The sequence below is a fragment of the Geodermatophilus sp. SYSU D01105 genome (genome assembly GCF_054050095.1).
Genome location: NZ_JBJGYR010000030.1, coordinates 18,788 through 41,309, shown reverse-complemented (window position 1 = coordinate 41,309; position 22,522 = coordinate 18,788). Strand labels below are relative to the sequence as shown.

Below are 22,522 nucleotides of genomic sequence, written 5' to 3'. Positions count from 1 at the left end.
CAGGTCGGCCGCGGGTCGCCGCGGCCGGCCATCGCCGCAGGTCCCGGGTGCACCGGGACTTAGGTCATCCTTGCTTGCGGAGCCCCGGAAATAGGCAACACTTGTGTTGTGGAAAGCGACGGGGTGCAGGGGGGCGGCGCGCCCCGGTCGTCGGCGACCGCCGACGACCGGCGCACGCGCCACCGCGTGACCGCGCTCCTGCTCGAGCACGGGCCGCAGACCGCGACCGAGCTCGCCGGCCGGCTCGGCGTCTCGCCGACCGCCGTCCGGCGGCACCTCGACGCCCTGGTGGCCACCGGCCGCGTCGAGGAGCGGCAGGCGCCGGGCGCTCCGCGCGGCCGCGGCCGGCCCGCCCGGCTGTTCCACCTGACCGACGCCGGCCGGTCGGCCTTCCCGCACGCCTACGACGACCTCGCGCTCACCGCGCTGCGCTTCGTCGCCGCCCAGGGCGGGCCCGACGCGGTCCGGGCGGTGGCCGAGCAGCAGCTGTCGGGCCTGGAGCAGCGCTGCTCGTCCCCGGTCGCGCTGGCCGCCGGCTCCGGTGCCCCCGTCGACCGGGCCCAGGTGCTCGCCGCGGCGCTGACGGCCGAGGGCTACGCTGCCTCGGCCTCGGCGATCTCCAGCGGCGGGCAGCTCTGCCAGCACCACTGCCCGGTGGCGCACGTGGCGGCGGAGTTCCCGCAGCTGTGCGAGGCCGAGACGGCGGTGATCGGCCGGCTGGTGGGTACGCACGTACAGCGCCTGGCCACGATCGCCCACGGCGACGGCGTCTGCACCACCCACATCCCCGGCCCGCTGAGGATGGGGGCGAGCGGCCGGGACCACACCCGCGCGGGGAACAGATCGGCCCCCGCGCGCCCTGTACCAGGTGAGCGGGGAGCGCGGCCGGCACCGGCCACCCAGCGCACCGCACCGTCCACCAGCTCCACTCACACGTTCGACCGGGAGAGGACGCCCGCATGACCAGCACCCAGCAGCCGGTGACCAGCACGCCGCTGACGCAGGACGAGCAGATCGAGCAGCTCGGCCGCTACCAGTACGGCTGGGCTGACGCCGACGTCGCCGGGGCCTCCGCCCGCCGTGGCCTGGACGAGGAGGTCGTCCGGGACATCTCGCGCCGCAAGAACGAGCCGGAGTGGATGCTCGAGCGGCGGCTCAAGGCCCTCAAGCTGTTCGACCGGAAGCCGATGCCCGACTGGGGCTCGGACCTGTCCGGGATCGACTTCCAGAACATCAAGTACTTCGTCCGCTCCACCGAGCAGCAGGCGACCTCGTGGGACGAGCTGCCCGAGGACATCAAGAACACCTACGACCGGCTGGGCATCCCGGAGGCCGAGAAGCAGCGGCTGATCGCCGGTGTCGCCGCCCAGTACGAGTCCGAGGTCGTCTACCACAAGATCCGCGAGGACCTCGAGGAGCAGGGCGTCGTCTTCCTCGACACCGACACGGCGCTCAAGGAGCACGAGGACCTCTTCAAGGAGTACTTCGGCTCGGTCATCCCCTCCGGGGACAACAAGTTCGCTGCGCTGAACACCGCGGTGTGGTCGGGTGGCTCGTTCATCTACGTGCCGAAGGGCGTGCACGTGGAGATCCCGCTGCAGGCCTACTTCCGGATCAACACCGAGAACATGGGCCAGTTCGAGCGGACGCTGATCATCGTCGACGAGGGCGCCTACGTGCACTACGTCGAGGGCTGCACCGCGCCGATCTACAAGTCGGACTCGCTGCACTCGGCGGTCGTCGAGATCATCGTCAAGAAGAACGCCCGCTGCCGGTACACGACCATCCAGAACTGGTCGAACAACGTCTACAACCTGGTCACCAAGCGGGCGATCGCCCACGAGGGCGCGACCATGGAGTGGGTCGACGGCAACCTGGGCTCCAAGGTCACCATGAAGTACCCGGCGGTCTGGATGACCGGCGAGCACGCCAAGGGCGAGGTGCTCTCCATCGCCTTCGCCGGCGAGGGCCAGCACCAGGATGCCGGCGCCAAGATGGTGCACGCGGCGCCCAACACCTCCTCGACGATCGTGTCGAAGTCGGTGGCCCGCGGCGGCGGCCGGACCTCCTACCGCGGTCTGGTCCAGATCGACGAGGGCGCCCACGGCTCGAGGTCCACGGTCAAGTGCGACGCCCTGCTCGTCGACACGATCAGCCGGTCGGACACCTACCCCTACGTCGACGTCCGCGAGGACGACGTCGCGATGGGCCACGAGGCGACGGTCTCCCGGGTCAGCGACGACCAGCTGTTCTACCTGATGAGCCGGGGCCTGTCCGAGGACGAGGCGATGGCGATGGTGGTGCGCGGGTTCGTGGAGCCGATCGCCCGCGAGCTGCCCATGGAGTACGCCCTCGAGCTGAACCGCCTGATCGAGCTGCAGATGGAAGGTGCCGTCGGCTGATGTCAGCCCCCGAGACCCCCAGCACCACCGAGGACGTCGCGGTCGCGCCCGCCACCCTCGCCGGCGAGCTGTTCGCCCCCGGCGTGGGTGCGCAGGCCGGTCCGCCGACCACCCCGGCCTCGGAGACGGCCACGGCCGGCCGGGCCACCCCGGGCGCGCACTCGCACGGTGGCCCCGTGCCCACCGGCTCCCCGGCCGAGCGGTTCACCTCCACCGACCCGGACGCCTTCGGCGAGCCGACCGGCCGCGAGGAGGAGTGGCGCTTCACCCCGATGCGCCGGATCCGGCCGCTGCTGCAGGGGGCGCCGTCCGACGCGCACCTGCAGTGGGACACCGACCTGCCCGAGGGCGTCGAGCTGAGCAGCGTCGAGGCCGACGACCCGCTGATCAAGGGGCTGCCCGAGCCGGTCGACCGGCTGGCCGCCCTCACCCGGCAGCGCAGCGGCGGCGCCGCCGTCGTCCGCGTGCCGGCCGAGGCCCAGCTCGACCGCCCGGTCACGCTGCGGCTGTCGGGCACCGGCTCCGACGACGTCGTGTGGGGCCAACTGGTGGTCGAGGTCGGCGCCTTCGCCAAGGCCACGGTCGTCCTCGACCACGCCGGACTGGCGCGGTACTCCGGGGGCGTCGCCGTCCTCGTCGGGGACGGCGCGCAGGTGACCGTCGTCTCCGTGCAGGACTGGGCGCCGGGCACGGTCCACGGCGGCCAGTTCGACGCCGTCGTCGGCCGCGACGCCACGCTCACGCAGGTCGTGGTCACCCTCGGCGGCGACCTCGTCCGACTGGTCAGCAACGTCCAGTACGCCGGCCCCGGCGGGACGGCGGAGCTCTACGGCGTCTACTTCGCCGACGAGACCCAGCACCAGGAGCACCGGCTGTGGGTCGACCACGCCGTGCCCAACTGCACCAGCAACGTCCTCTACAAGGGCGCGCTGCAGGGCGAGAAGGCGCGCACGGTGTGGATCGGCGACGTCCGGATCCGCCCGGCGGCCACCGGCACCGACACCTACGAGCTCAACCGCAACCTGGTGCTCACCGACGGCGCCCGCGCCGACTCGGTGCCGAACCTGGAGATCGAGACCGGCGAGATCGTCGGCGCCGGCCACGCCAGCGCCACCGGCCGGTTCGACGACGAGCAGCTGTTCTACCTCTGCTCGCGGGGCATCGACGCCGAGACCGCGCGTCGCCTGGTCGTCCGGGGCTTCTTCGCCGACGTCGTCCAGCGCATCGGCCTGCCCGAGCTGCAGGACCGCCTGATGGGCTCCATCGAGGCCCGCCTCGGCGCCCTCCCCGGGCTGGAGGACCAGCCGGTGGAGGTCCAGGCGTGAGCTTCGAGCGGGTGTGCGCGCTGTCCGAGGTGCCCGAGAACGGCTCGCTGCGGGTCGAGCTCGCCGACGTGGACGTCGCCGTCGTCCGCTTCGAGGGCGAGGTCTACGCGATCGAGGACCTCTGCTCGCACGCCGAGGTCCCGCTGACCGACGGCGACGTCGAGGAGTTCGACGGCGCCCCCACCATCGAGTGCTACCTGCACGGGTCGTGCTTCGACCTGCGCACCGGCGAGCCCACCAACCTGCCGGCCACCGAGCCGGTGCCCGTCTACCCGGTCCGGGTCGAGGGAGAGGACGTCTACGTCGATGTGACCGCCGACGTCGTCGATCTTCCCTCTACCGCGGCCCGCAACTGAGGAGCGAGAAGAAGAGTGTCCGTGCTGGAGATCCGCGATCTGCACGTCACCGTGGGCGAGGGCGACGACGCCAAGGAGATCCTCCGCGGCGTCGACCTGACCGTCCGCTCCGGTGAGACGCACGCGATCATGGGGCCGAACGGGTCGGGCAAGTCGACCCTGGCCTACTCGATCGCCGGTCACCCCAAGTACACGATCACCGGTGGCACGGTGACCCTCGACGGCGAGGACGTCCTCGCCATGAGCGTCGACGAGCGCGCCCGGGCCGGCCTGTTCCTGGCCATGCAGTACCCGGTCGAGGTCCCCGGCGTCTCGGTGTCGAACTTCCTGCGCACCGCCGCCACCGCGATCAAGGGCGAGGCGCCCAAGCTGCGCACCTGGGTCAAGGACGTCAAGACCGAGATGGCGGCCCTGGAGATGGACCCGGCGTTCGCCGAGCGCAACGTCAACGAGGGCTTCTCCGGCGGTGAGAAGAAGCGCCACGAGATCCTGCAGATGCGCCTGCTCAAGCCGGCGATCGCGATCCTCGACGAGACCGACTCCGGCCTCGACGTCGACGCGCTGCGGATCGTCTCCGAGGGCGTCAACCGCACCCGCGAGGAGGGCGACGTCGGCGTCCTGCTGATCACGCACTACACGCGGATCCTGCGCTACATCAAGCCCGACTTCGTGCACGTCTTCGTGAACGGCCGGGTCGTCGAGGAGGGCGGCCCCGAGCTGGCGGAGAAGCTGGAGAACGAGGGCTACGCGGCCTACGTGAAGGGCTCGACGGAGGTGGCATCGGCGTGACCCAGACCGTCTCGCGTCCCGGTACAGGGGCGCAGAAGGCGCCCCTGCCTCTGGACGTCGAGGCGATCCGGGCGGACTTCCCGATCCTGTCGCGCACCGTCCGCGACGGGAAGCGGCTGGTCTACCTCGACTCCGGGGCCACCTCGCAGAAGCCGTACCGCGTCCTGGACGCCGAGCGGGACTTCTACGAGACCTGCAACGCGGCCCCCCACCGCGGCGCGCACCAGCTGGCGGAGGAGGCGACCGGCCGCTACGAGGCGGCGCGGGCCACGATCGGCGCGTTCATCGGCGCGCCGGCCGAGGAGGTCGTCTTCACGCGCAACAGCACCGAGGGGATCAACCTCGTCGCCTACGCGCTGTCCAACGCGGCCACGGCCCGGGACGAGCGGTTCCGCCGGTACGCCGTCGGCCAGGGCGACGAGATCGTCGTGACCGAGATGGAGCACCACGCCAACCTGGTGCCCTGGCAGCAGCTGTGCGAGCGCACCGGCGCCACCCTGCGCTGGCTCGGCCTGACCGACGACGGCCGGCTGGACCTCGCCGACCTGGGCACCGTGGTCAACGAGCGGACCAAGCTGGTCGCGGTCACCCAGCAGTCGAACATCCTGGGCACGATCAACCCACTGGAGGAGATCGTCGCCCGGGCGCGCGAGGTCGGTGCCCTGGTGCTGGTCGACGGCGCGCAGTCGGTGCCGCACCAGCCGGTCGACGTGACCGCCTTGGGCGCGGACTTCCTCGTGTTCTCCGGCCACAAGATGCTCGGGCCCACCGGCGTCGGCGTCCTGTGGGGCCGGTACGAGGTGCTCGACGCGCTGCCGCCGTTCCTCACCGGCGGTTCGATGATCGAGGTCGTGCGCATGGAGGGCAGCACCTTCATGCCGCCGCCGCAGCGGTTCGAGGCCGGCGTGCCGATGACCGCGCAGGTGATCGGGCTGGCCGCCGCGGTCGAGTACCTCCAGGGCCTGGGCATGGCGAACGTGCAGGCGCACGAGGAGGCGCTCACCGCCTACGCGCTGGCGAAGCTGGCCGAGATCCCCGGCGTGACCGTGGTCGGCCCGCCCGACACGGTGGCCCGGGGCGGGGCCATCTCCTTCACCGTCGAGGGCATCCACCCGCACGACGTCGGGCAGGTCCTCGACGACCTCGGCGTCGAGGTGCGGGTCGGGCACCACTGCGCCTGGCCGGTCGTGCGGCGCTACGGCGTCCCGGCGACGACCCGCGCGACGTTCTACGTGCACACCGGGTACGACGACATCGACGCGCTCGCGGAGGGCATCCGGAAGGCGCAGGAGTTCTTCGGCGTTCCCCCGGTGGAGGTTGGTGCCTGATGCAGTTGGAGTCGATGTACCAGGAGATCATCCTGGACCACTACCGGAACCCGCACGGCCGCGGACTGCGTGAGCCGTTCGAGGCCGAGGTGCACCACGTCAACCCCACCTGCGGCGACGAGGTCACCCTGCGGGTGCACCTGGACGGCGACCGCCTCGCCGACATCTCCTACGAGGGGATGGGCTGCTCGATCAGCCAGGCGTCGGTGTCGGCCATGTACGACCTGGTCATCGGCAAGTCGGTGCCGGAGGCGCTGGAGACCGGTGAGCACTTCATGACGCTGATGCAGAGCAAGGGCGACCCCGCGGTCGCCGAGAAGCTCGAGGACGAGCTGGAGGACGCCGTGGCGTTCGCCGGGGTGTCCAAGTACCCCGCGCGCATCAAGTGCGCGCTGATGAGCTGGATGGCCCTCAAGGACGCATCCGCGCGGGCCCTGGCCGTCGCCGATCCCACGGGAGGCAAGTCATGAGCGAGACCACCGAGAACGCCACCCCGGCGACCGACGGAGCGCCCGGGGACCTGCCGGCCTACAAGTCGGCGCTGCTGGAGGACGTCGAGGAGGCCATGCGCGACGTCGTCGACCCCGAGCTCGGCGTCAACGTCGTCGACCTCGGCCTGGTCTACGGCATCGACGTGGTGGACGACGTCGCGGTCATCGACATGACGCTGACCTCGGCGGCCTGCCCGCTGACCGACGTCATCGAGGACCAGGCGCGGCAGGCGCTCACCGGCGGCCCCGGGCCCGGCCTGGTCGACGACATCCGCATCAACTGGGTCTGGATGCCGCCGTGGGGTCCCGACAAGATCACCGACGACGGCCGCGAGCAGCTGCGCGCCCTCGGCTTCCGCGTCTGAGAGGCCCCCGCAGCAGGGCCGCTCCAGCACGTCACCTCGGCCCGCGTCCCTCCCGGGGACGCGGGCCGTCGTCGTCCGCGGACCGATCAGCGCATGTCGGCCAGCCGGCGGGTCCACCAGCCGGCCGGGAGCCGCTCGCGCCAGGCGCCGAGCGCGGCCAGTGCGGACCCCACGACGAGGGCGGTGCTCACCGGCCAGGGCAGGGCGATGAGCCCGAGCCCGCCGGCCATCGCCAGCTCGGTGCCGGCCCCGGCCACCAGCGGAGCCCGGGCTCCGGTGTGGACGCCGTAGAGCATGGCCAGGGCGGCGACGACGACCACGAGCACCGGTCGCGGGCTGTCGGGCACCACGACCGACCACACCACCGACGGGACGGCGGCCACGAGCAGCGCCGGACCCCACGCCGGCCAGGAGGGCCCGGCGGTGAGTCGCGGCCCGGCGGCGAGCAGGAGGCCCGCGGCCAGGGGCAGGGTGTAGCTCTCGAGCACCGACCACTCGGCCAGCCCCACGGCCGTCCACGCCGCGACCACGAGCTGGGCGGCCCCGGCCCGCCAGGCGGGGGCGGAGACCGGTGGGTCCGGCCGCGGCGTCGTCGTCCGCCAGGCGTGCCACGCCCACGCGCAGGTGAGCACCCCCTGCACGGTCAGCAGGACCGCCAGCGGCCCCCGCTCCCGCGTCCCCACCAGCAGCACGACCGCACCCGCCGCACACACCGCGCCGGCGACCAGCGTCGCCCGCCGCGAGTCCGCGTCGAGGACGTACCCGATCACCAGCGAGGCGGCGTAGAGCCCGCTGAGCACCACCGCCGCGGCCACCGGGGTCAGCGCCCCGGCGGCGATCGCGAAGACCGCGGCTCCGGCCAGGCAGCCGACCGTCGTGGGCGCCGCCGCCGGCCGCTCGTCCCGCCGCCGTGTCGCGACCAGCGCGCTGGGCACCGCGGTGAGGAGCAGCAGGAGCGACAGCTCCAGCCACCGGGCACCGGCGACGAGTTGCACCACGCTGACCAGGACCAGCGTGCCGCCGGCCGCGACCGCCAGCGGCAGCAGCATGCCCCGCGGCCAGCCGGTCAGGAGCGCCGCGGCCACCGAGGCCACGACCACGCCGGTGTACCCCGCGAGCATCACCCCGCCAGGGCCGGGGAAGGCCAGCGGGCCGCCGACGGCGGCGCCCACCGCCACCCCGGCCAGCACCGGGACGGCGACCGGCGGGCCGAGCAGCGGTTCGAGGTCCGGCTCCAGCCGGGCGACGAGCAGGACCGCCGCCGCGACGGCCGTCAGCACCGCGGAGGCCCACCGATCGGCGGCGTCGCCGCTCCAGGCGGTGACGACGGCGCCGACGACACCGGCGACCCACCACGGAGCGGTGCTGACCAGCGCCACCCGGGCCGCCAGCCGGCGCCCGCCCAGGGCCACGAGGAGGCCCACGACGGCGACCCCGAGCACCCACGCCGTCCGCGCCACCCCCGCCTCCATGCCCTGCAGCCCGCGGAGCACGGCGAGCTGCCCGGCCGCCCAGGCAGCCAGGGGCCACGTCGCCGGGCGCCGCAACAGCAGCGCGAGCGCGAGGAAGACCCCGGTCAGGACGGCGAGCGGGACGACGGAGCCGCTGAACACCGGCGCGCCGGCAGCCCCGGCCCCCAGGACGGCGAGCACGACCGCGGCGACGGCGGCCGTCTCCTCGGTGCCCCGCAGCCGGTGGGCCGAGCCCCAGGCCGACCCGGCCGCCGCCATCCCGGCCAGCCCGAGCAGCAGCACCCTCGCGGGGCCGGCGCCGAAGACCGCGGCCGCCGTGCCGCCACCGCTGACGAGCAGTGCCGCCCCGACGACGAGGAAGACCAGCGGCGTCCGTGCGCGGTAGGGGAGCGGTGGCGTGGTGCCCATGGCCGTCCCCTCCCGTGCACCCGGCGACGGGTTCCACGGTAGGGCCGGGGGAGCGGACCCACCCGCCGGCGGTCAGCCGCGAGCGCTCAGACGCTGTGGAGCAGTGACCCCGCCAGGGCGAGGCCGACGACCACGGCAGCGCCGCCCGCGAGGACCGAGCCGGACGGGAGCCGTGCCGCCAGCCTCGGACACCGCGGCAGGAGGACGGCCACCGCGCCGGCCGCGGCGAGCAGGCCCGTGGTCGTCCACGAGCCGACCGGCATCGCCACCCAGGCCAGGAACGGGCCGAGGAACACCCCCGACGCCACACCCAGCCGCACCAGGACCTCCGCCACGTCGACGAGGGGTCCACGGGACCGCGCGAGCACGAGCACGTCGAGCAGCACGGTCGCCAGCAGCCCGAGCACGAAGCCGGCGACGGTCGGGACCAACGGTGGGACCAGCAGCACCGGCACCGGCTGCGCTGCGAGCAGGGCCATTCCCGGCCAGGCCCGGGTGCTGCCGGTCAGCCGGCCCGCGACGATCGCGACCGCCGTCACGACCAGGCCCGCGACGCCCGTCCGCACCTCCAGCGGCACCCGGCCCGCGGACCCGGGACCGTCCAGCGCCACGGTGACGAGCGCGGTCGCCCCGATGACCACCCCCAGGGCGCCGACGGCCAACAGCGCGTCCCGCAGAGCCGCCCACGGGGACGCAGGCGGGGCCGGTGGGCCGGAGTGGGGGCCGCCGGACGTGGGGGAGCCGCCGCGCCGCGCGGCATCCCGCGGACCGGGCAGGGCCGTCCCCACCGGTCGCCGTTCCCCGAGGTCATGCCGGGGATGCTGGCCCCCCGGCGGGCCGGGTGGGGCGGGGGCGCCGTACCTGTGGACGGACGTCACCCCGGAATGCGGTCGGAAGCCGGCCGCCGAGCGCCTACCCTGGGATCAGTGATCACGACGACCGGTCTCGAGTTGCGCGCCGGCGCCCGCATCCTCATCAGCGAGGCCACCCTCCGCGTGCAGCCCGGCGACCGCATCGGGCTGGTCGGCCGCAACGGTGCCGGCAAGACCACCACCCTCACCACGCTGGCCGGGGAACGGCTGCCGCACGCGGGCAAGGTGGAGGTCACCGGGGAGATCGGCTACCTGCCGCAGGACCCGCGCAGCGGCGACCTGGACACCACCGCCAGCGACCGGGTGCTCTCCGGCCGCGGGCTGGACGTGTTGCGCGCGCAGATGACCAAGGCCCAGATCGCGATGGCCGAGCCCGCCGACGACGCCGAGCGCGACCGCGCGGTGCGCCGCTACGGCCGGCTCGAGGACCAGTTCGCCGCCCTGGGCGGGTACGCCGCCGAGAGCGAGGCGGCGCGCATCTGCACCGCCCTGGGCCTGCCCGACCGCGTCCTCGCCCAGCCGCTGCGCACCCTCTCCGGCGGTCAGCGCCGCCGCGTCGAGCTCGCCCGCATCCTCTTCTCCGACGCCGAGACGCTGCTGCTCGACGAGCCGACCAACCACCTCGACGCCGACTCGATCACCTGGCTGAAGGGCTTCCTGTCCGCGCACAAGGGCGGGCTGATCGTCATCAGCCACGACGTCGAGCTGCTCGACGCCGTCGTCAACAAGGTGTGGCACCTCGACGCCAACCGCGCCGCCGTCGACGTCTACAACCTGGGCTGGAAGCCCTACCTCGCCCAGCGCGAGACCGACGAGCGCCGCCGGAGGCAGGAGCGCGCCAACACCGAGCGCAAGATCGACGCGCTCACGGCCCAGGCCGACAAGATGCGCGCCAAGGCGACCAAGGCCAGGGCCGCGCAGAGCATGGACAAGCGCGCGCAACGGCTGGCCGCCGGGCTCGAGGAGGTCCGCGTCCAGGACCGGGTGGCCAAGCTGCGCTTCCCGACCCCCGCCGCGTGCGGCAGGACGCCGCTCACCGCCGAGGGGCTGTCCAAGAGCTACGGCTCGCTGGAGGTCTTCACCGACGTCGACCTGGCCGTCGACCGGGGTGCGCGGGTCGTGGTCCTCGGGCTCAACGGCGCGGGCAAGACGACGCTGCTGCGCATGCTGGCCGGCACCGAGGTGCCCGACACGGGCGAGGTCCGGCCCGGGCACGGCCTGCGCGTCGGCTACTACGCCCAGGAGCACGAGACCCTGGACCACGACCGCTCGTTGCTGGAGAACATGCGGGCGGCCGCGCCGCAGAGCACGGACACCGAGCTGCGCAGGATCCTCGGCGCCTTCCTCTTCTCCGGGGACGCCGCCGACCAGCGGGCCGGCACGCTCTCCGGCGGCGAGAAGACCCGGCTGGCGATGGCCACCCTGGTCGTCTCGGGTGCCAACGTGCTCCTGCTCGACGAGCCGACCAACAACCTCGACCCGGCCAGCCGGGAGCAGGTGCTCGAGGCACTGCGCACCTACACCGGCGCGATCGTCCTGGTCACCCACGACGAGGGTGCCGTGCGGGCCCTCGACCCCGACAAGGTGATCCTGCTGCCCGACGGCACGGAGGACGCCTGGAGCGAGGACCTCGCCGACCTGGTGGAGCTGGCGTAGCCCCAGCGCGGCGGGGGACGGCACCTGGTCGCGGTGTCGTGAGGAGTGGGGGCCCGGAGGGTCTCCGCGAGGAACGACGGTCCGGCTCGGTGCCGCGGGGGACGGCACCTGGTCGCGGTGTCGTGAGGAGTGGGGGCCCGGAGGGTCTCCGCGAGGAACGACGGTCCGGCTCAGTGCGGCGGGGGACGGCACCTGGTCGCGGTGTCGTGAGACGTGGGGGCCCGGAGGGTCTCCGCGAGGAACGACGGTTCGGCTCAGTGCAGCGGGGGACGGCACCTGGTCGCGGTGTCGGCCGGAGGCCGACGGCGTCATCGGGTGATCGCCTCGCGTCGCGCGCTCGGGGGTGCTGGGTGATCATGGGTCGCGGGATGCCGCGGTCATGGGGACCCGGCGCCAAGGGGACGAGCAGCCGTGCGGGCCGTGCGGGTCCGCCGCCGGTTGCTGACGGAGGGGAGTCATGGCCGACTCGAGCACTGCGGACCTCGGCAAGGGCAAGCGGATCACCGGGGACGACCGGTCGTCGCTCGCCGACGACCTGCGCAAGCGGTACGACGGCGGGGAGAGCATCCGGTCGCTGGCCACGTCGACCAACCGCTCCTACGGCTTCGTCCACCGCCTCCTCTCGGAGTCCGGCGCCACCCTCCGCAGTCGCGGCGGGGCCAACCGGAACAGCAAGAAGAGTTGAGCGAGCCCGCGGGCTCGACCGACGACGGAGCTCCTCCGCGCACGCGCTCGACGAGCGCCCGCGGGGAGGGCGCGTGACCGACGGGGACCCCGACGGCTGGGTGCGGACGGCGCGGGACGGCGCCGTCCTCACCGTCACGCTGGACCGCCCCGACCAGCTGAACGCGCAGACCCCCGCCACCTGGGCCGCGTTGGCCGCCGTGGGGGAGTCGCTGGACGACGACGTCCGCGTGGTCGTGGTGCGCGGGGCCGGCCGCGCGTTCTCCGCGGGCCTGGACCGCACCCTGTTCAGCACCGATCCCGGGACCGCCGGCGGCCTGGGGGAGCTGGCGCGGCTGCCGGCCGAGGAGACCCAGGAGCGGATCCGCCGCTACCAGGCCGGTTTCCGTTGGCTGCGGGCGCCGGGGATCGTCTCGGTGGCCGCGGTGCAGGGGCACGCCATCGGTGCCGGCGCGCAGCTGGCCCTCGCGTGCGACCTGCGCGTCCTCACCGAGGACGCCGCGCTGCGGTTGCCGGAGGCGACGCTCGGACTGGTCCCCGACCTCACCGGCACCAGCACCCTGGTGGAGCTGGTCGGCTACTCGCGGGCGCTGGAGATCTGCCTGACCGGCCGTCCGGTGCGGGCGGAGGAGGCCCGCGCGATCGGGCTGGCCAACGCCGTCGTCCCGGCGGAGGACCTGGACACCGCCGTCGCGGCGCTGGTCGCCGCACTCACCGCGCCACCGGCGGGGGCCAGCCGGGAGACCGCCGCACTGGTCCGGGCCGCCGTCCGGAACGACCCGGCGACGCAGGACGCCGCCGAGCGGGCGGCGCAGACCCGCCGGCTGAGGGACCTGGCCGCGGGGCGCTGATCCGTCGGAGGGCGCTGGGACACTCGGCTCCGGAACAGGCCGTCCGACAGGGGTGTTGGCCGGTCGGGAAGGAGGTGGCGTGGACATGAGCGGTCCCATGACCTCCATGGCGGCGATGCGGTCGTTCCGCCGCGACCCGTCGGTGACCACCCGTGAGCTGCCCCCGGGGACGGTGCGCCGGATCCTGGGCGTGGCCCGGCCCTACCGGCGGGACCTCACGTTCTTCGTGCTGCTGGTGGTCGGCTCCTCGGTGATCGGGGTGCTGACCCCGCTGCTGGCGGGGCGGATCATCAACCGGATCGCCGGGCTGGAGGGCACCGCGGCCGACATCGTCCGCATCGCCCTGATCATCGCCGGGCTGGCGGTCCTCGACGCCGGGATCTCGCTGGCCACGCGCTGGTTCTCCGCCCGCATCGGCGAGGGCGTCATCTACGACCTGCGCAGCCGGGTCTTCGAGCACGTGCAGCGGATGCCGGTCGCGTTCTTCACCCGGACGCAGACCGGCGCGCTGGTCAGCCGGCTCAACAACGACGTCATCGGCGCCCAGCAGGCGTTCACCTCGACGCTGTCGGGGGTGCTGTCCAACGTGATCGGGCTGGTGCTCACGGCCGGGGTGATGTTCAGCCTCTCCTGGCAGATCACCGCGCTGTCGCTGGTGCTCGTCCCGGTGTTCGTCCTCCCCGCCCGCCGGATCGGGCGCCGGCTGCAGGAGATCACCCGGGAGTCCTACGGCCTCAACGCGTCGATGAACGCGATCATGACCGAGCGGTTCAACGTCGCGGGCGCGCTGCTGGTCAAGCTGTTCGGCCGGCCCGACGCCGAGGCCGAGGGGTTCCGCGGCCGGGCGGCGCGGGTCCGCGACATCGGCGTGCTGTCGGCCATGTACGGGCGCACCTTCTTCACCGCGCTGACCCTCGTCGCGGCGCTGGCGACCGCGCTGGTCTACGGCCTCGGCGGCTCGCTGGCCTTCACCGGTTCGCTCAGCCCCGGGGACGTCGTCGCGCTGGCCCTGCTGCTGTCCCGGCTGTACGGGCCGCTGACCGCGCTGTCCAACGTCCGGGTCGACGTCATGAGCGCGATGGTGAGCTTCGACCGGGTCTTCGAGGTGCTCGACCTGCAGCCGATGATCCGCGAGGAGCCCGACGCCGTCCCCGTGCCGGCCGGCGACCGCTCGATCGAGTTCGAGCACGTGTCGTTCAGCTACCCCTCGGCCGCGGAGGTCTCGCTGCCGTCACTGGAGGACGTGTCGCTCCCCGAGCACGGCGGGCCGACAGCGGTCCTGCACGACGTCACCTTCCGTGTGGAGCCGGGGCAGCTGGTGGCCCTGGTCGGCCACTCCGGGGCGGGGAAGTCGACGATCGCCAACCTCGTGCCGCGGCTGTACGACGCGACGAGCGGAACGGTGCGGGTCGGCGGCGTCGACGTCCGGTCGGTGACCCTGGCCTCGCTGCGCGACGCGATCGGCGTGGTCAGCCAGGACGCGCACCTGTTCCACGACACGATCCGCGCCAACCTCCTCTACGCCCGGCCCGACGCGACCGAGCAGGAGCTCGAGGCCGCCCTGGCCGGGGCGCGCATCGCGGCGCTGGTCCGGTCGCTGCCCGACGGCCTGGACACCGTGGTGGGCGACCGCGGCTACCGGCTCTCCGGTGGAGAGAAGCAGCGGCTGGCGATCGCCCGCGTGCTGCTCAAGGCGCCCGGCATCGTGATCCTCGACGAGGCGACCGCGCACCTCGACAGCGAGTCAGAGGTGGCGGTGCAGCACGCGCTGGACACCGCGCTGACCGGTCGGACGTCGCTGGTGATCGCCCACCGGCTGTCCACCATCCGCAGCGCCGACCAGATCCTCGTCGTGGACGACGGTCGCATCGTGGAGTCGGGCACACACGACGAGTTGCTGGCGCTCGGCGGCCGGTACGCCGACCTGTACCGGACCCAGTTCGCCGTCGGCGAGGGGCGGACGGTCGGTGCGGCGTGACCACTACCGTCACGCCTGTCCCAGCAACGCAGGAGGAGCCAGCGTGACGTCCGCGCACCCGAACGACGCCCAGATCCGTGCGCTCTACGCCCAGTTCCTCGACGGTTGGAACCGGCGCAGCGGCGCCGCGGTCGCGGCCGCCTTCGCCGACGACGGCGACATCATCGGGTACGACGGCACCCACCACCACGGCCGTCTGGCCATCGCCGCCGACTTCCGGCAGATCTTCGGCCACCACCCGACCGCTGCCTACACCGCCGTGGTCCGCTCCGTGCGGCCGATGGCCCCGGGCGTCGCGGTGCTGCTGGCGCACGCCGGGATGATCCCGCCCGGGGACAACGACGTCGACCCGCGCTACCACACGGTCCACACGGTGGTCGCCGTCGACGAGGGCGGCGGCCGCTGGCGGATCTCGCTGCTGCAGGCCACGCCGGCCGCCTGGTACCAGCACCCCGAGGCCCGCGAGGCGCTCACCCAGGAGCTGCGCGGGCTGCTGGCCCCGCAGTGACCCGGCCGGTGGGCCCGCCGGTGCTGGTCCCCGCCGGCGAGCTGCTCCGCCGGCGCGCCCGGGCGGTCCTGCTCGACGTCCGCTGGGCGCTGGGGTACGACGCCGCGCGGTCCCGGGCGGAGTACCTGACCGGTCACCTGCCCGGCGCGGTTCTCGTCGACCTGGACGCCGAGCTGGCCGATCCGCCGTCGTCCGCGGCCGGCCGCCACCCCCTGCCGTCGTTACAGCGGCTGCAAGCAGCTGCTCGCCGGTGGGGGATCCGCGCAGGTGACCTGGTCGTGGCCTACGACGACAGCGGCGGTCTCGCGGCCGCGCGGGCGTGGTGGCTGCTGCGCTGGGGCGGGCTGACCGACGTGCGGCTGCTCGACGGCGGTCTCGCGGCGTGGCGCCGCGCCGGCGGCCCGCTGGAGACCGGCGACGTCGTCCCCGAGCCCGGCGACGTGATCCTGACCCCGGGCGGGATGCCGGTGCTCACGATCGACGAGGCGGCGGCCCTGCCCCGAGCCGGCGGCCTGCTCCTGGACGCCCGCGCCGGCGAGCGCTACCGCGGTGAGACCGAGCCGGTCGACCCGGTTGCCGGCCACGTGCCCGGGGCGGTGAGCGCGCCCACCGCCGAGAACCTGGCCGAGGACGGCACATTCCTGACAGCGGCTGTACTGGGGGAGCGGTTCGGCCGGCTGGGCGCCACGCCGGGCCGGCCGGTCGCCGCCTACTGCGGCTCGGGCGTCACCGCGGCGCACGAGGTCGCGGCGCTGGCCGTGGCCGGCGTCGACGCGGCGCTGTGGCCCGGGTCGTGGTCACAGTGGTCGGCCGACCCGGCGCGGCCGGCGGCCACCGGGCCCGAGCCAGGCTGAGGGCGGCCGGTGGGCACCGGGCCCGAGCCCGGCTGGGCGCGAGGGCGGCCACCGGGTGGGCGGCCGGCCGCCGTCACGGCACCGGCAGGTCCTGCGGCGGCGCGGAGAACGGGTCGTTCTCGGGCGTGTCCGCCCCCACCCGGAACTGGTGCATCATGTCGTGGTCCTCGTGGCTGGTGTTGTGGCAGTGGATCATGTACCGGCCGGTGCGGCGGATCGGCTGCCCGGCCGGGTCGGTGCCGATGACCCCGCCGAAGCGGGCGAGGATCCGGATGACGTCGTTCTCGCCCTGGTAGACGACGTCCTTGGGTCCGCGCTCGTGGGGCTCCGGCGGCTTGCCGTTGCGGCTGAGGATCTTGAAGTCCACGAGGTGCACGTGGATCGGGTGGAACCAGCCCCCGGCGTTGTTCTGCAACTCCCAGACCTCGACGTCCCCCGGCTGCGGGTCGGCGATGACGTCCTGGAACTCGGACGCCTCGACGTCGGCCCACGTCTTCTGGTCGATCGTCCAGTTGCTGTTGTGCCGCCGGAAGCGCAGCGCGCGGGTGCGGACCGCATCCGCCTCGGTCAGGTCCATCAGCGGCTTCTCCGCGGGGGCGGCCAGGGGCATCGGCGGCATGGTGATCGGGGTGTCCGGGACGGTGATCCGGTCGGTCACCTGGAAGGCCATCACCTTGTCGGTGTTGTCGTAGTCGATCGCGTTCTTGATCCCGAGGTTGCGCAGTTCGACCCGCTGGCCGGCGCGGAAGGCGCTGAAGTCGATGACGACCTCGTACCGCTCGGCCATGGTGGCGGTCAGCGTGGTCACGGTCACGGGAGCCGGCATCACGCCCCCGTCGGTGGCCACCACCGTGAACGGCGCCTCGGGGGAGAGCCTGAGCCGGTAACCGCGGCCGAGTGAGGCGATCAGGATGCGGAACCGGTACCGGCGTCGCTCCACCGGCATGACCGGCCACGGCACGCCGTTGACCAGGATGACGTCGCCGTTGATCCCCGACTGGCTGTTGTCGTCGAAGAGGAGCTGGCCCTTCTCGGTGAAGGCCACGTCGTTGATGACCAGCGGCACGTCGTACTGGCCGGTCGGGAGCTGCCCGTCGACGGGGTTGCGCACGATGTACATGCCGGCCAGGCCCATGTAGACGTTCTCCGTCGTCCGCATGACCGCGTGGTCGTGGTACCAGATCGTGCGCTCCTCCTCGATGTTGTCGTAGAGGTAGTCCTTGAACTGGCCCGGCATGGTGAGGTCGTTGGCGTAGCCGTCGTACTGCGGCCGGGACGGCGACCCGTGCAGGTGCGTCGACGTCGCGGGCACGTAGCCGAGCGTGGGGTGCTTCTCGGGCAACCGGTTGGCCTGGCGGACGACGATCGGGACGCCGCGGGTCGTGCGGATGGTCGGCCCGGGGAACTGACCGTTGTAGCCCCACATCGTGGTCGTGAAGCCGGGCAGGATCCGCGCCTGGAACGGGCGCTGCTCGATCTCGTAGAGCGGGCGCTGCACCCCGTCGACCGTGACCACCCGCGAGGGCAGCAGGTCGGCCGGCTGCCGGAAGGGCAGCGTGTAGGGCCGGGGCAGGTTCCTCAGCTCCGAGGCGCGCTTGGCGCTCAACGCGCCCACGGAGAACGGCAGGGCGAGTGTGGCGGCGCCGAAGGCCCCGATCTTCAGGGCGTCGCGGCGGGTGAGGGTGTTCTCGTGCATGGCGCTGCTCCAGCTGTCGGCGTCCCCGGATGGAGACGTTCCCCCCCGCGAGCACCAGCGTCGCGGGGATCCGGAACGGCCCCGAGCCGTCGCTGGGGGGTACTAGGACCCCCGCCTTGGGGGACCCCGCCTCAGTGCAGGAGCTTGAGCCCGACCACGCAGCCGACGATGCCGGCCACCAGGAGCAGCTTGACCGCCGAGGCCGGTTCCTCACCGGTGAGCATCGCGACCCCGACGGTCAGGGCGGCGCCGATGCCGACCCAGACGGCGTAGGAGGTGCCGACCGGCAGCTCCCGCATGGCGAAGGCCAGGCCGACCATGCTCAGCACCAGGGCGACGGCGAAGACGATGGAGGGGACCAGTCGGGTGAACCCCTCGGAACGGCCGAGGGCGGTGGCCCAGACGGCCTCCAGCACACCGGACAGCACGAGCACGAGCCAGGACACGATGACCCTCCGGGAGCCGTCTTGTCGCTGTCCGGGTACGGCACCGCTCGTCCGGGGGCCCGGGAGGAGGGCCCACCCCAGGCTCTCACGCCGGGTCCGCGTCGTCCTCCAGAGCGCGGGCGATCCCGGTCACCACGACGTCGTGGTCCAGCGCGGCGTCCTCCCGCCGGTGCAGGCCGAGCTCGACGACCCGGCCGTCGTCTGGGTCGTCCGGGCGGTCGTCGCCGGCCGCGCCGAGCAGCGGCGCCAGCCCGTCGAGCGTCGGCTGCCACAGGCCCGGCCAGTTGCTGCCGGGCGGCACGGCGAAGGCCAGCTGCAGTGCGAGCGGACCGGGCGCGAGCGGCGGCTCCCCGCCGAGCTGCTCCCGGACCTGCCCGGTGTACTGCGGCGAGCCCGCCGACGTGGTGGTCCGCACGGTGAACCGGCGGTCGCCCTCCGGCTGGGGCACCGGGCGCGCGTCGTCCACGCGGAGCAGCGAGTCCACGCCGCGGCCCTTGGTCCCCCAGACGCTGGCCAGCCGCTCCGCGCCGTGCGACGCCAGCCACTCGGCCAGCGGAGCCAGGTACTGGACGAGCCGGTACTGGTCGAGCAGCCGGACGTCGTCGGGCAGGCCGACGTCGAGCCGCAGTGCCGCGGGCCCGGGCGGGGGCGCCCCCAGGACGGACCGGGCGTGGGTGACGAACGCGCGCACGTGCACCTGGTCGGGGTGACCGGTCGCCATCCAGCCGGCCAGGCGCGGGTCGATGCCCAGCCGGTGCGGCTCGCTCTCCGGCCGGGCGTAGAAGGCGACGCCGGCATCCATGACGGCAGCCTCGCCCGCCGCGGTCCGGCGGACAACCGGACTCGCGGTCAGGCCGGCACGGCCTCGCGGGGGACGGCGCTCCCGGCCCGGCCGGGGCGACGGCGTGCGGCCGCGACCGCGCACAGGACGAGGCCGGCGACCAGCCACCCGCTCAGCACCAGCAGCGGCCGCCCCGCACCGGCGCCGTCGAACCAGGACACCGACCGCAGCAGGGACCCCGTGGCGCCCGGCGGCAGCAGCTGCCCGAGGGTCCCCCAGCCGGCCGGCAGCATCTCCGGCGCGGTGGTCAGCCCGGACAGCGGGTTGCCCAGCAGCACGACGGTGGCCGCGCCGACGGCGAAGCCCGCCGTCCCGGCGAGGGCCTCCAGGCCCAGCAGGACCAGGGCGGTCGCGGCGATGCCGAGGGCCACCCCGGCGGTCACCGACCACCAGCCGCCGGACAGTGACCCCAGCCAGGTGCCGAGCACGGTCGCGGCCACCATGCCGCCGCCGACGGCCATGGCCAGCGCGGCGGCGACGCGCAGCCGCAGGCGGGGCAGCAGGCGCGAGCCGAGCACGGCGATCAGGATGCCGCCGATCGCCAGGGGCAGGGCGCCGGCCGCCAGCCCCGCGCCGCGCGGGTCGGCCTCCGGCAGGGGGACGACGTCCTCCACCGGCACCTGGGTCCCCGTGGCGGCGCCGAGACCGGCGGCCACCTGCTGCAGCGCCTGGGCGACCACCGGCCCGGCGGCGGAGGCGACGAGCACCCGCGGCGGGGCCCCGGGGGTCGCCACGACGGCCCCGTAGACCTCCCGGTCGCGGATCGCCGCCTCTGCCGCGGCCTCGTCGGGCACCTCCCGCACGCTGAGCGCGCCGGGACCGGCGCCGGTCAGCCCGGCGGTGAGCGAGGCGGTCGCCGCGGGCGGCCCGGCGACGGCGACGGGCAGGTCCCGCGGCGCCGACCGCACAGCCGGCCACGCGAAGGCGGTCAGCAGTCCGGCCATCAGGACGGCGAAGAGGGCGACCAGGGCCGGCACGAGCCGGGTGCCGGGGAGCCGGGGGGAGGTGGCCACGGCGGATCCTCCGATGCAGTAAAACGAACGACCGTTCTTTGTTATCCCAGCATGCTCCGCGCCGCCGACCCCCGTCAAGAACGAACGTCCGTTCTAAGATCCGGCGCGTGCCACGCGTCTCCGAGGAGCACCTGACCGCCCGCCGCGAGCAGATCGTCGACGCGGCGATCGTCCGGTTCGCGGCCAACGGCTTCCAGGCCACCGGCATGGCCGACGTCATCGCCGAGTCGGGGCTCTCGGCCGGCGCGGTGTACCGCTACTTCGCCAGCAAGGACGAGCTGGTCCGGGCCATCGTCGACCGGGTCCTCGCCGAGGCCGTCACCCGGTTCGGCCGGTGGCGCGCCGAGCAGCCCGACCCCGACCCCGCCGAGGCGGTCGCGACCGCGGTGGAGGTGGTGGCCTCGGTCGCCGAGCGGGGTCCGGTCGACGTCACGCGGGTCGCCGTCCAGGCGTGGGCGGAGGCGCTGCGCAACCCCGCGGTCCACGACGTGGCGCGCGAGGCCTACACGACGATCCGCGCGCACCTGCACGACGTCGCCGTCGCGGCGCAGGAGGCGGGACGGCTGCCGCGGGACGCCGACCCCCGGCAGCTCGCCGCGGCGCTGTTCTCCCTGGTCCTCGGGTTCCTGCTGCAGCGGCTGCTGCTCGGCGACGTGCCGGCCGCGGCGTACGGGGACGCCGTGCGTGCGCTCCTCGGCGGTCAGGCGGGGACGGCGGCGTCGTAGCGGTCCAGGAGCACGGCGGCGATGCGGTCGTCGGGCAGCAGCGGAGCGGTGACCGCGTCCGCGCCGGCCGAGGCCAGCTTGTCGTGGAAGTGCCCCGGCGCCAGGAGGTAGGCCGCGAGCACGACCCGCCGGGCGCCGGCCCGGCGCGCAGCGGCGACCGCCTCGGGCACCGGCGGCGAGGCCGCCGACCCGAACCCGGTGGTCACCGGACCGCCCCAGCGCTCCTGGAGGAGGGCGGCGGTGTGCTCCACGTCGGCGCGGGACCTCGGGTCGCTGGAGCCGGCGGCGGCCAGCACCACGGCGGTGCGGGGGTCCTGCGGGTCGGCGCCCGCGGCCGCCAGTCGGTCGGCGAGGACGGCGACCAGCCGGGGATCGGGGCCCAGCGGGCGGGCGGCGCGCGCGGTGTCGGAGGCCTGCACCGCGCGGGCGATGTCGACGTGCACGTGGTAGCCGCCCGACAGCAGCAGGGGGACGACGACCGCCGCGCGGCCCTGCCCGCTCAGCCCGCGGACGACGTCGGCCACGGTGGGCGGCTGGACGTCGACGAAGGCAGCGGTGGTCTCCAGGCCGGGCCGCGACCGGCGGGCGGCCAGGGCCAGCTCGGCGATCAGCCGGCGGCCCGTGGGGTTGCGCGTCCCGTGCGCGCAGGCGACCAGGACCGGCGCGCTCGCGGGGACCTCGGCGCTCACGCGTCGGCCGTCAGAGCGCCCGCAGGACGCCGCCGTCGACGGGGACCATCGTGCCGGTCACGAACGAGGCGGCGGGGGAGAGGAGGAAGGCCGCCACCCGGCCGAACTCGTCGGGCCGGCCGACGCGGCGCAGCGGGATGCCGGCCTCGGTGCGCGCCCGCATCGCGGCCGCGTCGCCGGAGGCCTCCTCGATCTCGGTGATCCGGTCGGTGGCGATGGTGCCCGGCATGAGCCCGACCACCCGGATGCCGCGAGGGCCCAGCTCGTCGGCGAGCGCCTTCGCCGTCATCGCCAGGCCGGGCCGCAGCCCGTTGGAGATGGCCAGGTGGCCGATCGGCTGGCGGACGGACGTGGACAGCACGAAGCCGATGACCGCGCCCTCGCCCAGGTGCGGCACCAGGGTCCTGACCAGGCGCAGCGGGCCGAGCAGCACGTTCTCCACGCCGTCGCGCCAGTGCTCCTCGGCGGTCTCGAGGACGGTGCCCGGCGTGGGGCCGCCCACCGACAGCAGGGCCCCGTCGACCCCGCCGAGCCGCTCCACGGCCGCCCCGACCAACTGCTCGGCGGCGGCGGGGTCGGCCAGGTCGGCGGCCAACCCGTGCGCCGCCGGCGCCCCGCCCAGCGAGGCGACGGCGGCGTCCACGGAGCCGGGGGAGCGGGAGCTGAGCAGCACCCGCGCCCCGTCGTCGACCAGGGCCCGGGCGGCCGCGAGCCCCAGCCCCCGGCTCGCGCCGGTCAGCAGGTAGCGGCGGCCAGCCAGGCCCAGGTCCATG

Annotated in this window: 23 protein-coding genes and 1 riboswitch; of the genes, 15 read left to right on the top strand and 8 right to left on the bottom strand. The window is 74.5% G+C overall.

Going from position 1 to position 22,522, the window contains the following annotated elements; all coding sequences use genetic code 11:
* The first annotated feature begins 108 nt into the window (after window positions 1-108).
* From ACI79I_RS21970 to ACI79I_RS21935, 8 genes are read left to right on the top strand one after another with little or no spacing between them, the layout of a single operon-like run.
* Window positions 109-963 (top strand): helix-turn-helix transcriptional regulator, encoded by an 855-nt coding sequence (locus ACI79I_RS21970; RefSeq protein ID WP_456994449.1) that lies wholly within the window; start codon window positions 109-111, stop codon window positions 961-963.
* On the top strand, window positions 960-2,402 hold the full coding sequence (gene sufB, locus ACI79I_RS21965; RefSeq protein ID WP_456994448.1) for a Fe-S cluster assembly protein SufB: 1,443 nt from the start codon (window positions 960-962) through the stop codon (window positions 2,400-2,402). The genes ACI79I_RS21970 and sufB overlap by 4 nt, the downstream gene beginning before the upstream one ends.
* A complete protein-coding gene (gene sufD, locus ACI79I_RS21960; RefSeq protein ID WP_456994447.1) occupies window positions 2,402-3,727 on the top strand; it encodes a Fe-S cluster assembly protein SufD in 1,326 nt (441 codons plus the stop codon). Before sufB ends, sufD begins: the two co-directional genes overlap by 1 nt.
* Window positions 3,724-4,083 (top strand): non-heme iron oxygenase ferredoxin subunit, encoded by a 360-nt coding sequence (locus tag ACI79I_RS21955; RefSeq protein ID WP_456994446.1) that lies wholly within the window; start codon window positions 3,724-3,726, stop codon window positions 4,081-4,083. The genes sufD and ACI79I_RS21955 overlap by 4 nt, the downstream gene beginning before the upstream one ends.
* 15 nt (window positions 4,084-4,098) lie before the next feature.
* Window positions 4,099-4,872: a Fe-S cluster assembly ATPase SufC gene (gene sufC, locus ACI79I_RS21950; protein ID WP_456994445.1), complete on the top strand. Its 774-nt coding sequence runs from the start codon at window positions 4,099-4,101 to the stop codon at window positions 4,870-4,872.
* On the top strand, window positions 4,869-6,200 hold the full coding sequence (locus ACI79I_RS21945) for a cysteine desulfurase (RefSeq protein ID WP_456994444.1): 1,332 nt from the start codon (window positions 4,869-4,871) through the stop codon (window positions 6,198-6,200). The genes sufC and ACI79I_RS21945 overlap by 4 nt, the downstream gene beginning before the upstream one ends.
* Window positions 6,200-6,670: a Fe-S cluster assembly sulfur transfer protein SufU gene (gene sufU, locus ACI79I_RS21940; RefSeq protein ID WP_456994443.1), complete on the top strand. Its 471-nt coding sequence runs from the start codon at window positions 6,200-6,202 to the stop codon at window positions 6,668-6,670. The genes ACI79I_RS21945 and sufU overlap by 1 nt, the downstream gene beginning before the upstream one ends.
* Entirely contained in the window at window positions 6,667-7,056 is a 390-nt protein-coding gene (locus ACI79I_RS21935) for a metal-sulfur cluster assembly factor (RefSeq protein WP_456947570.1), read from the top strand. The genes sufU and ACI79I_RS21935 overlap by 4 nt, the downstream gene beginning before the upstream one ends.
* An 86-nt stretch (window positions 7,057-7,142) precedes the next feature.
* On the opposite strand, the gene ACI79I_RS21930 is transcribed toward ACI79I_RS21935, so the two are convergent.
* A complete protein-coding gene (locus tag ACI79I_RS21930; RefSeq protein ID WP_456994442.1) occupies window positions 7,143-8,936 on the bottom strand; it encodes an SCO7613 C-terminal domain-containing membrane protein in 1,794 nt (597 codons plus the stop codon).
* Window positions 8,937-9,022: 86 nt separating this feature from the next.
* Window positions 9,023-9,598, bottom strand: a complete 576-nt coding sequence (locus ACI79I_RS21925; protein ID WP_456994441.1) for a hypothetical protein — start codon at window positions 9,596-9,598, stop codon at window positions 9,023-9,025.
* 264 nt (window positions 9,599-9,862) lie between these two features.
* On the opposite strand from ACI79I_RS21925, the gene ACI79I_RS21920 reads away from it, so the two are divergent.
* The 6 genes from ACI79I_RS21920 to ACI79I_RS21895 all read left to right on the top strand — a co-directional run bounded on the left by ACI79I_RS21920 (window position 9,863) and on the right by ACI79I_RS21895 (window position 16,339).
* Window positions 9,863-11,464 (top strand): ABC-F family ATP-binding cassette domain-containing protein, encoded by a 1,602-nt coding sequence (locus ACI79I_RS21920; protein ID WP_456994440.1) that lies wholly within the window; start codon window positions 9,863-9,865, stop codon window positions 11,462-11,464.
* Between the two features lie 457 nt (window positions 11,465-11,921).
* Complete coding sequence (locus ACI79I_RS21915) at window positions 11,922-12,149, top strand: helix-turn-helix domain-containing protein (RefSeq protein ID WP_456948136.1); 228 nt, start codon at window positions 11,922-11,924, stop codon at window positions 12,147-12,149.
* A gap of 73 nt (window positions 12,150-12,222) precedes the next feature.
* A complete protein-coding gene (locus ACI79I_RS21910) occupies window positions 12,223-12,999 on the top strand; it encodes an enoyl-CoA hydratase/isomerase family protein (RefSeq protein WP_456994439.1) in 777 nt (258 codons plus the stop codon).
* Between the two features lie 85 nt (window positions 13,000-13,084).
* On the top strand, window positions 13,085-14,977 hold the full coding sequence (locus ACI79I_RS21905) for an ABC transporter ATP-binding protein (protein ID WP_456994438.1): 1,893 nt from the start codon (window positions 13,085-13,087) through the stop codon (window positions 14,975-14,977).
* 43 nt (window positions 14,978-15,020) lie between these two features.
* Window positions 15,021-15,485 carry an SgcJ/EcaC family oxidoreductase gene (locus ACI79I_RS21900; RefSeq protein ID WP_456994437.1) on the top strand — a complete coding sequence of 155 codons (465 nt, stop codon included), beginning with the start codon at window positions 15,021-15,023 and terminating at the stop codon, window positions 15,483-15,485.
* Window positions 15,482-16,339, top strand: a complete 858-nt coding sequence (locus tag ACI79I_RS21895) for a sulfurtransferase (protein ID WP_456994436.1) — start codon at window positions 15,482-15,484, stop codon at window positions 16,337-16,339. Before ACI79I_RS21900 ends, ACI79I_RS21895 begins: the two co-directional genes overlap by 4 nt.
* 73 nt (window positions 16,340-16,412) lie before the next feature.
* On the opposite strand, the gene ACI79I_RS21890 is transcribed toward ACI79I_RS21895, so the two are convergent.
* From ACI79I_RS21890 to ACI79I_RS21875, 4 genes are all read right to left on the bottom strand, one after another.
* Window positions 16,413-18,035 carry a multicopper oxidase family protein gene (locus tag ACI79I_RS21890; RefSeq protein WP_456994435.1) on the bottom strand — a complete coding sequence of 541 codons (1,623 nt, stop codon included), beginning with the start codon at window positions 18,033-18,035 and terminating at the stop codon, window positions 16,413-16,415.
* 131 nt (window positions 18,036-18,166) lie between these two features.
* Window positions 18,167-18,481: a DMT family transporter gene (locus ACI79I_RS21885; RefSeq protein WP_456994434.1), complete on the bottom strand. Its 315-nt coding sequence runs from the start codon at window positions 18,479-18,481 to the stop codon at window positions 18,167-18,169.
* A gap of 10 nt (window positions 18,482-18,491) precedes the next feature.
* Window positions 18,492-18,558: riboswitch (guanidine-III (ykkC-III) riboswitch) on the bottom strand.
* An 8-nt stretch (window positions 18,559-18,566) separates the two neighbouring features.
* Window positions 18,567-19,283 (bottom strand): hypothetical protein, encoded by a 717-nt coding sequence (locus tag ACI79I_RS21880; RefSeq protein ID WP_456994433.1) that lies wholly within the window; start codon window positions 19,281-19,283, stop codon window positions 18,567-18,569.
* Window positions 19,284-19,330: 47 nt separating this feature from the next.
* On the bottom strand, window positions 19,331-20,335 hold the full coding sequence (locus ACI79I_RS21875) for a hypothetical protein (RefSeq protein WP_456994432.1): 1,005 nt from the start codon (window positions 20,333-20,335) through the stop codon (window positions 19,331-19,333).
* A 107-nt stretch (window positions 20,336-20,442) separates the two neighbouring features.
* Here ACI79I_RS21875 and ACI79I_RS21870 point away from each other — a divergent pair, with 107 nt between their 5' ends.
* Window positions 20,443-21,060 carry a TetR/AcrR family transcriptional regulator gene (locus ACI79I_RS21870; protein ID WP_456994431.1) on the top strand — a complete coding sequence of 206 codons (618 nt, stop codon included), beginning with the start codon at window positions 20,443-20,445 and terminating at the stop codon, window positions 21,058-21,060.
* Here ACI79I_RS21870 and ACI79I_RS21865 read toward each other — a convergent pair.
* Both ACI79I_RS21865 and ACI79I_RS21860 read right to left on the bottom strand, forming a co-directional pair.
* Complete coding sequence (locus tag ACI79I_RS21865; protein ID WP_456994430.1) at window positions 21,036-21,749, bottom strand: sirohydrochlorin chelatase; 714 nt, start codon at window positions 21,747-21,749, stop codon at window positions 21,036-21,038. The two genes, ACI79I_RS21870 and ACI79I_RS21865, sit on opposite strands and share 25 nt — an antisense overlap.
* Before the next feature lie 10 nt (window positions 21,750-21,759).
* The gene (locus tag ACI79I_RS21860) at window positions 21,760-22,521 is read right to left on the bottom strand and encodes an SDR family oxidoreductase (RefSeq protein ID WP_456994429.1); all 762 of its coding nucleotides are present in this window, start codon (window positions 22,519-22,521) and stop codon (window positions 21,760-21,762) included.
* Between the last annotated feature and the right edge of the window lies 1 nt (window position 22,522).

What these genes read in the sequence shown, in the direction of transcription:
- ACI79I_RS21890 (WP_456994435.1), bottom strand. Translation starts at nt 18,035, where the DNA reads ATGCACGAGAACACCCTCACCCGCCGCGACGCCCTGAAGATCGGGGCC.
- ACI79I_RS21935 (WP_456947570.1), top strand. Translation starts at nt 6,667, where the DNA reads ATGAGCGAGACCACCGAGAACGCCACCCCGGCGACCGACGGAGCGCCC.
- ACI79I_RS21860 (WP_456994429.1), bottom strand. Translation starts at nt 22,521, where the DNA reads ATGGACCTGGGCCTGGCTGGCCGCCGCTACCTGCTGACCGGCGCGAGC.
- sufU (WP_456994443.1), top strand. Translation starts at nt 6,200, where the DNA reads ATGCAGTTGGAGTCGATGTACCAGGAGATCATCCTGGACCACTACCGG.
- sufD (WP_456994447.1), top strand. Translation starts at nt 2,402, where the DNA reads ATGTCAGCCCCCGAGACCCCCAGCACCACCGAGGACGTCGCGGTCGCG.
- ACI79I_RS21930 (WP_456994442.1), bottom strand. Translation starts at nt 8,936, where the DNA reads ATGGGCACCACGCCACCGCTCCCCTACCGCGCACGGACGCCGCTGGTC.
- ACI79I_RS21915 (WP_456948136.1), top strand. Translation starts at nt 11,922, where the DNA reads ATGGCCGACTCGAGCACTGCGGACCTCGGCAAGGGCAAGCGGATCACC.
- ACI79I_RS21880 (WP_456994433.1), bottom strand. Translation starts at nt 19,283, where the DNA reads ATGGATGCCGGCGTCGCCTTCTACGCCCGGCCGGAGAGCGAGCCGCAC.
- sufB (WP_456994448.1), top strand. Translation starts at nt 960, where the DNA reads ATGACCAGCACCCAGCAGCCGGTGACCAGCACGCCGCTGACGCAGGAC.
- ACI79I_RS21905 (WP_456994438.1), top strand. Translation starts at nt 13,085, where the DNA reads ATGAGCGGTCCCATGACCTCCATGGCGGCGATGCGGTCGTTCCGCCGC.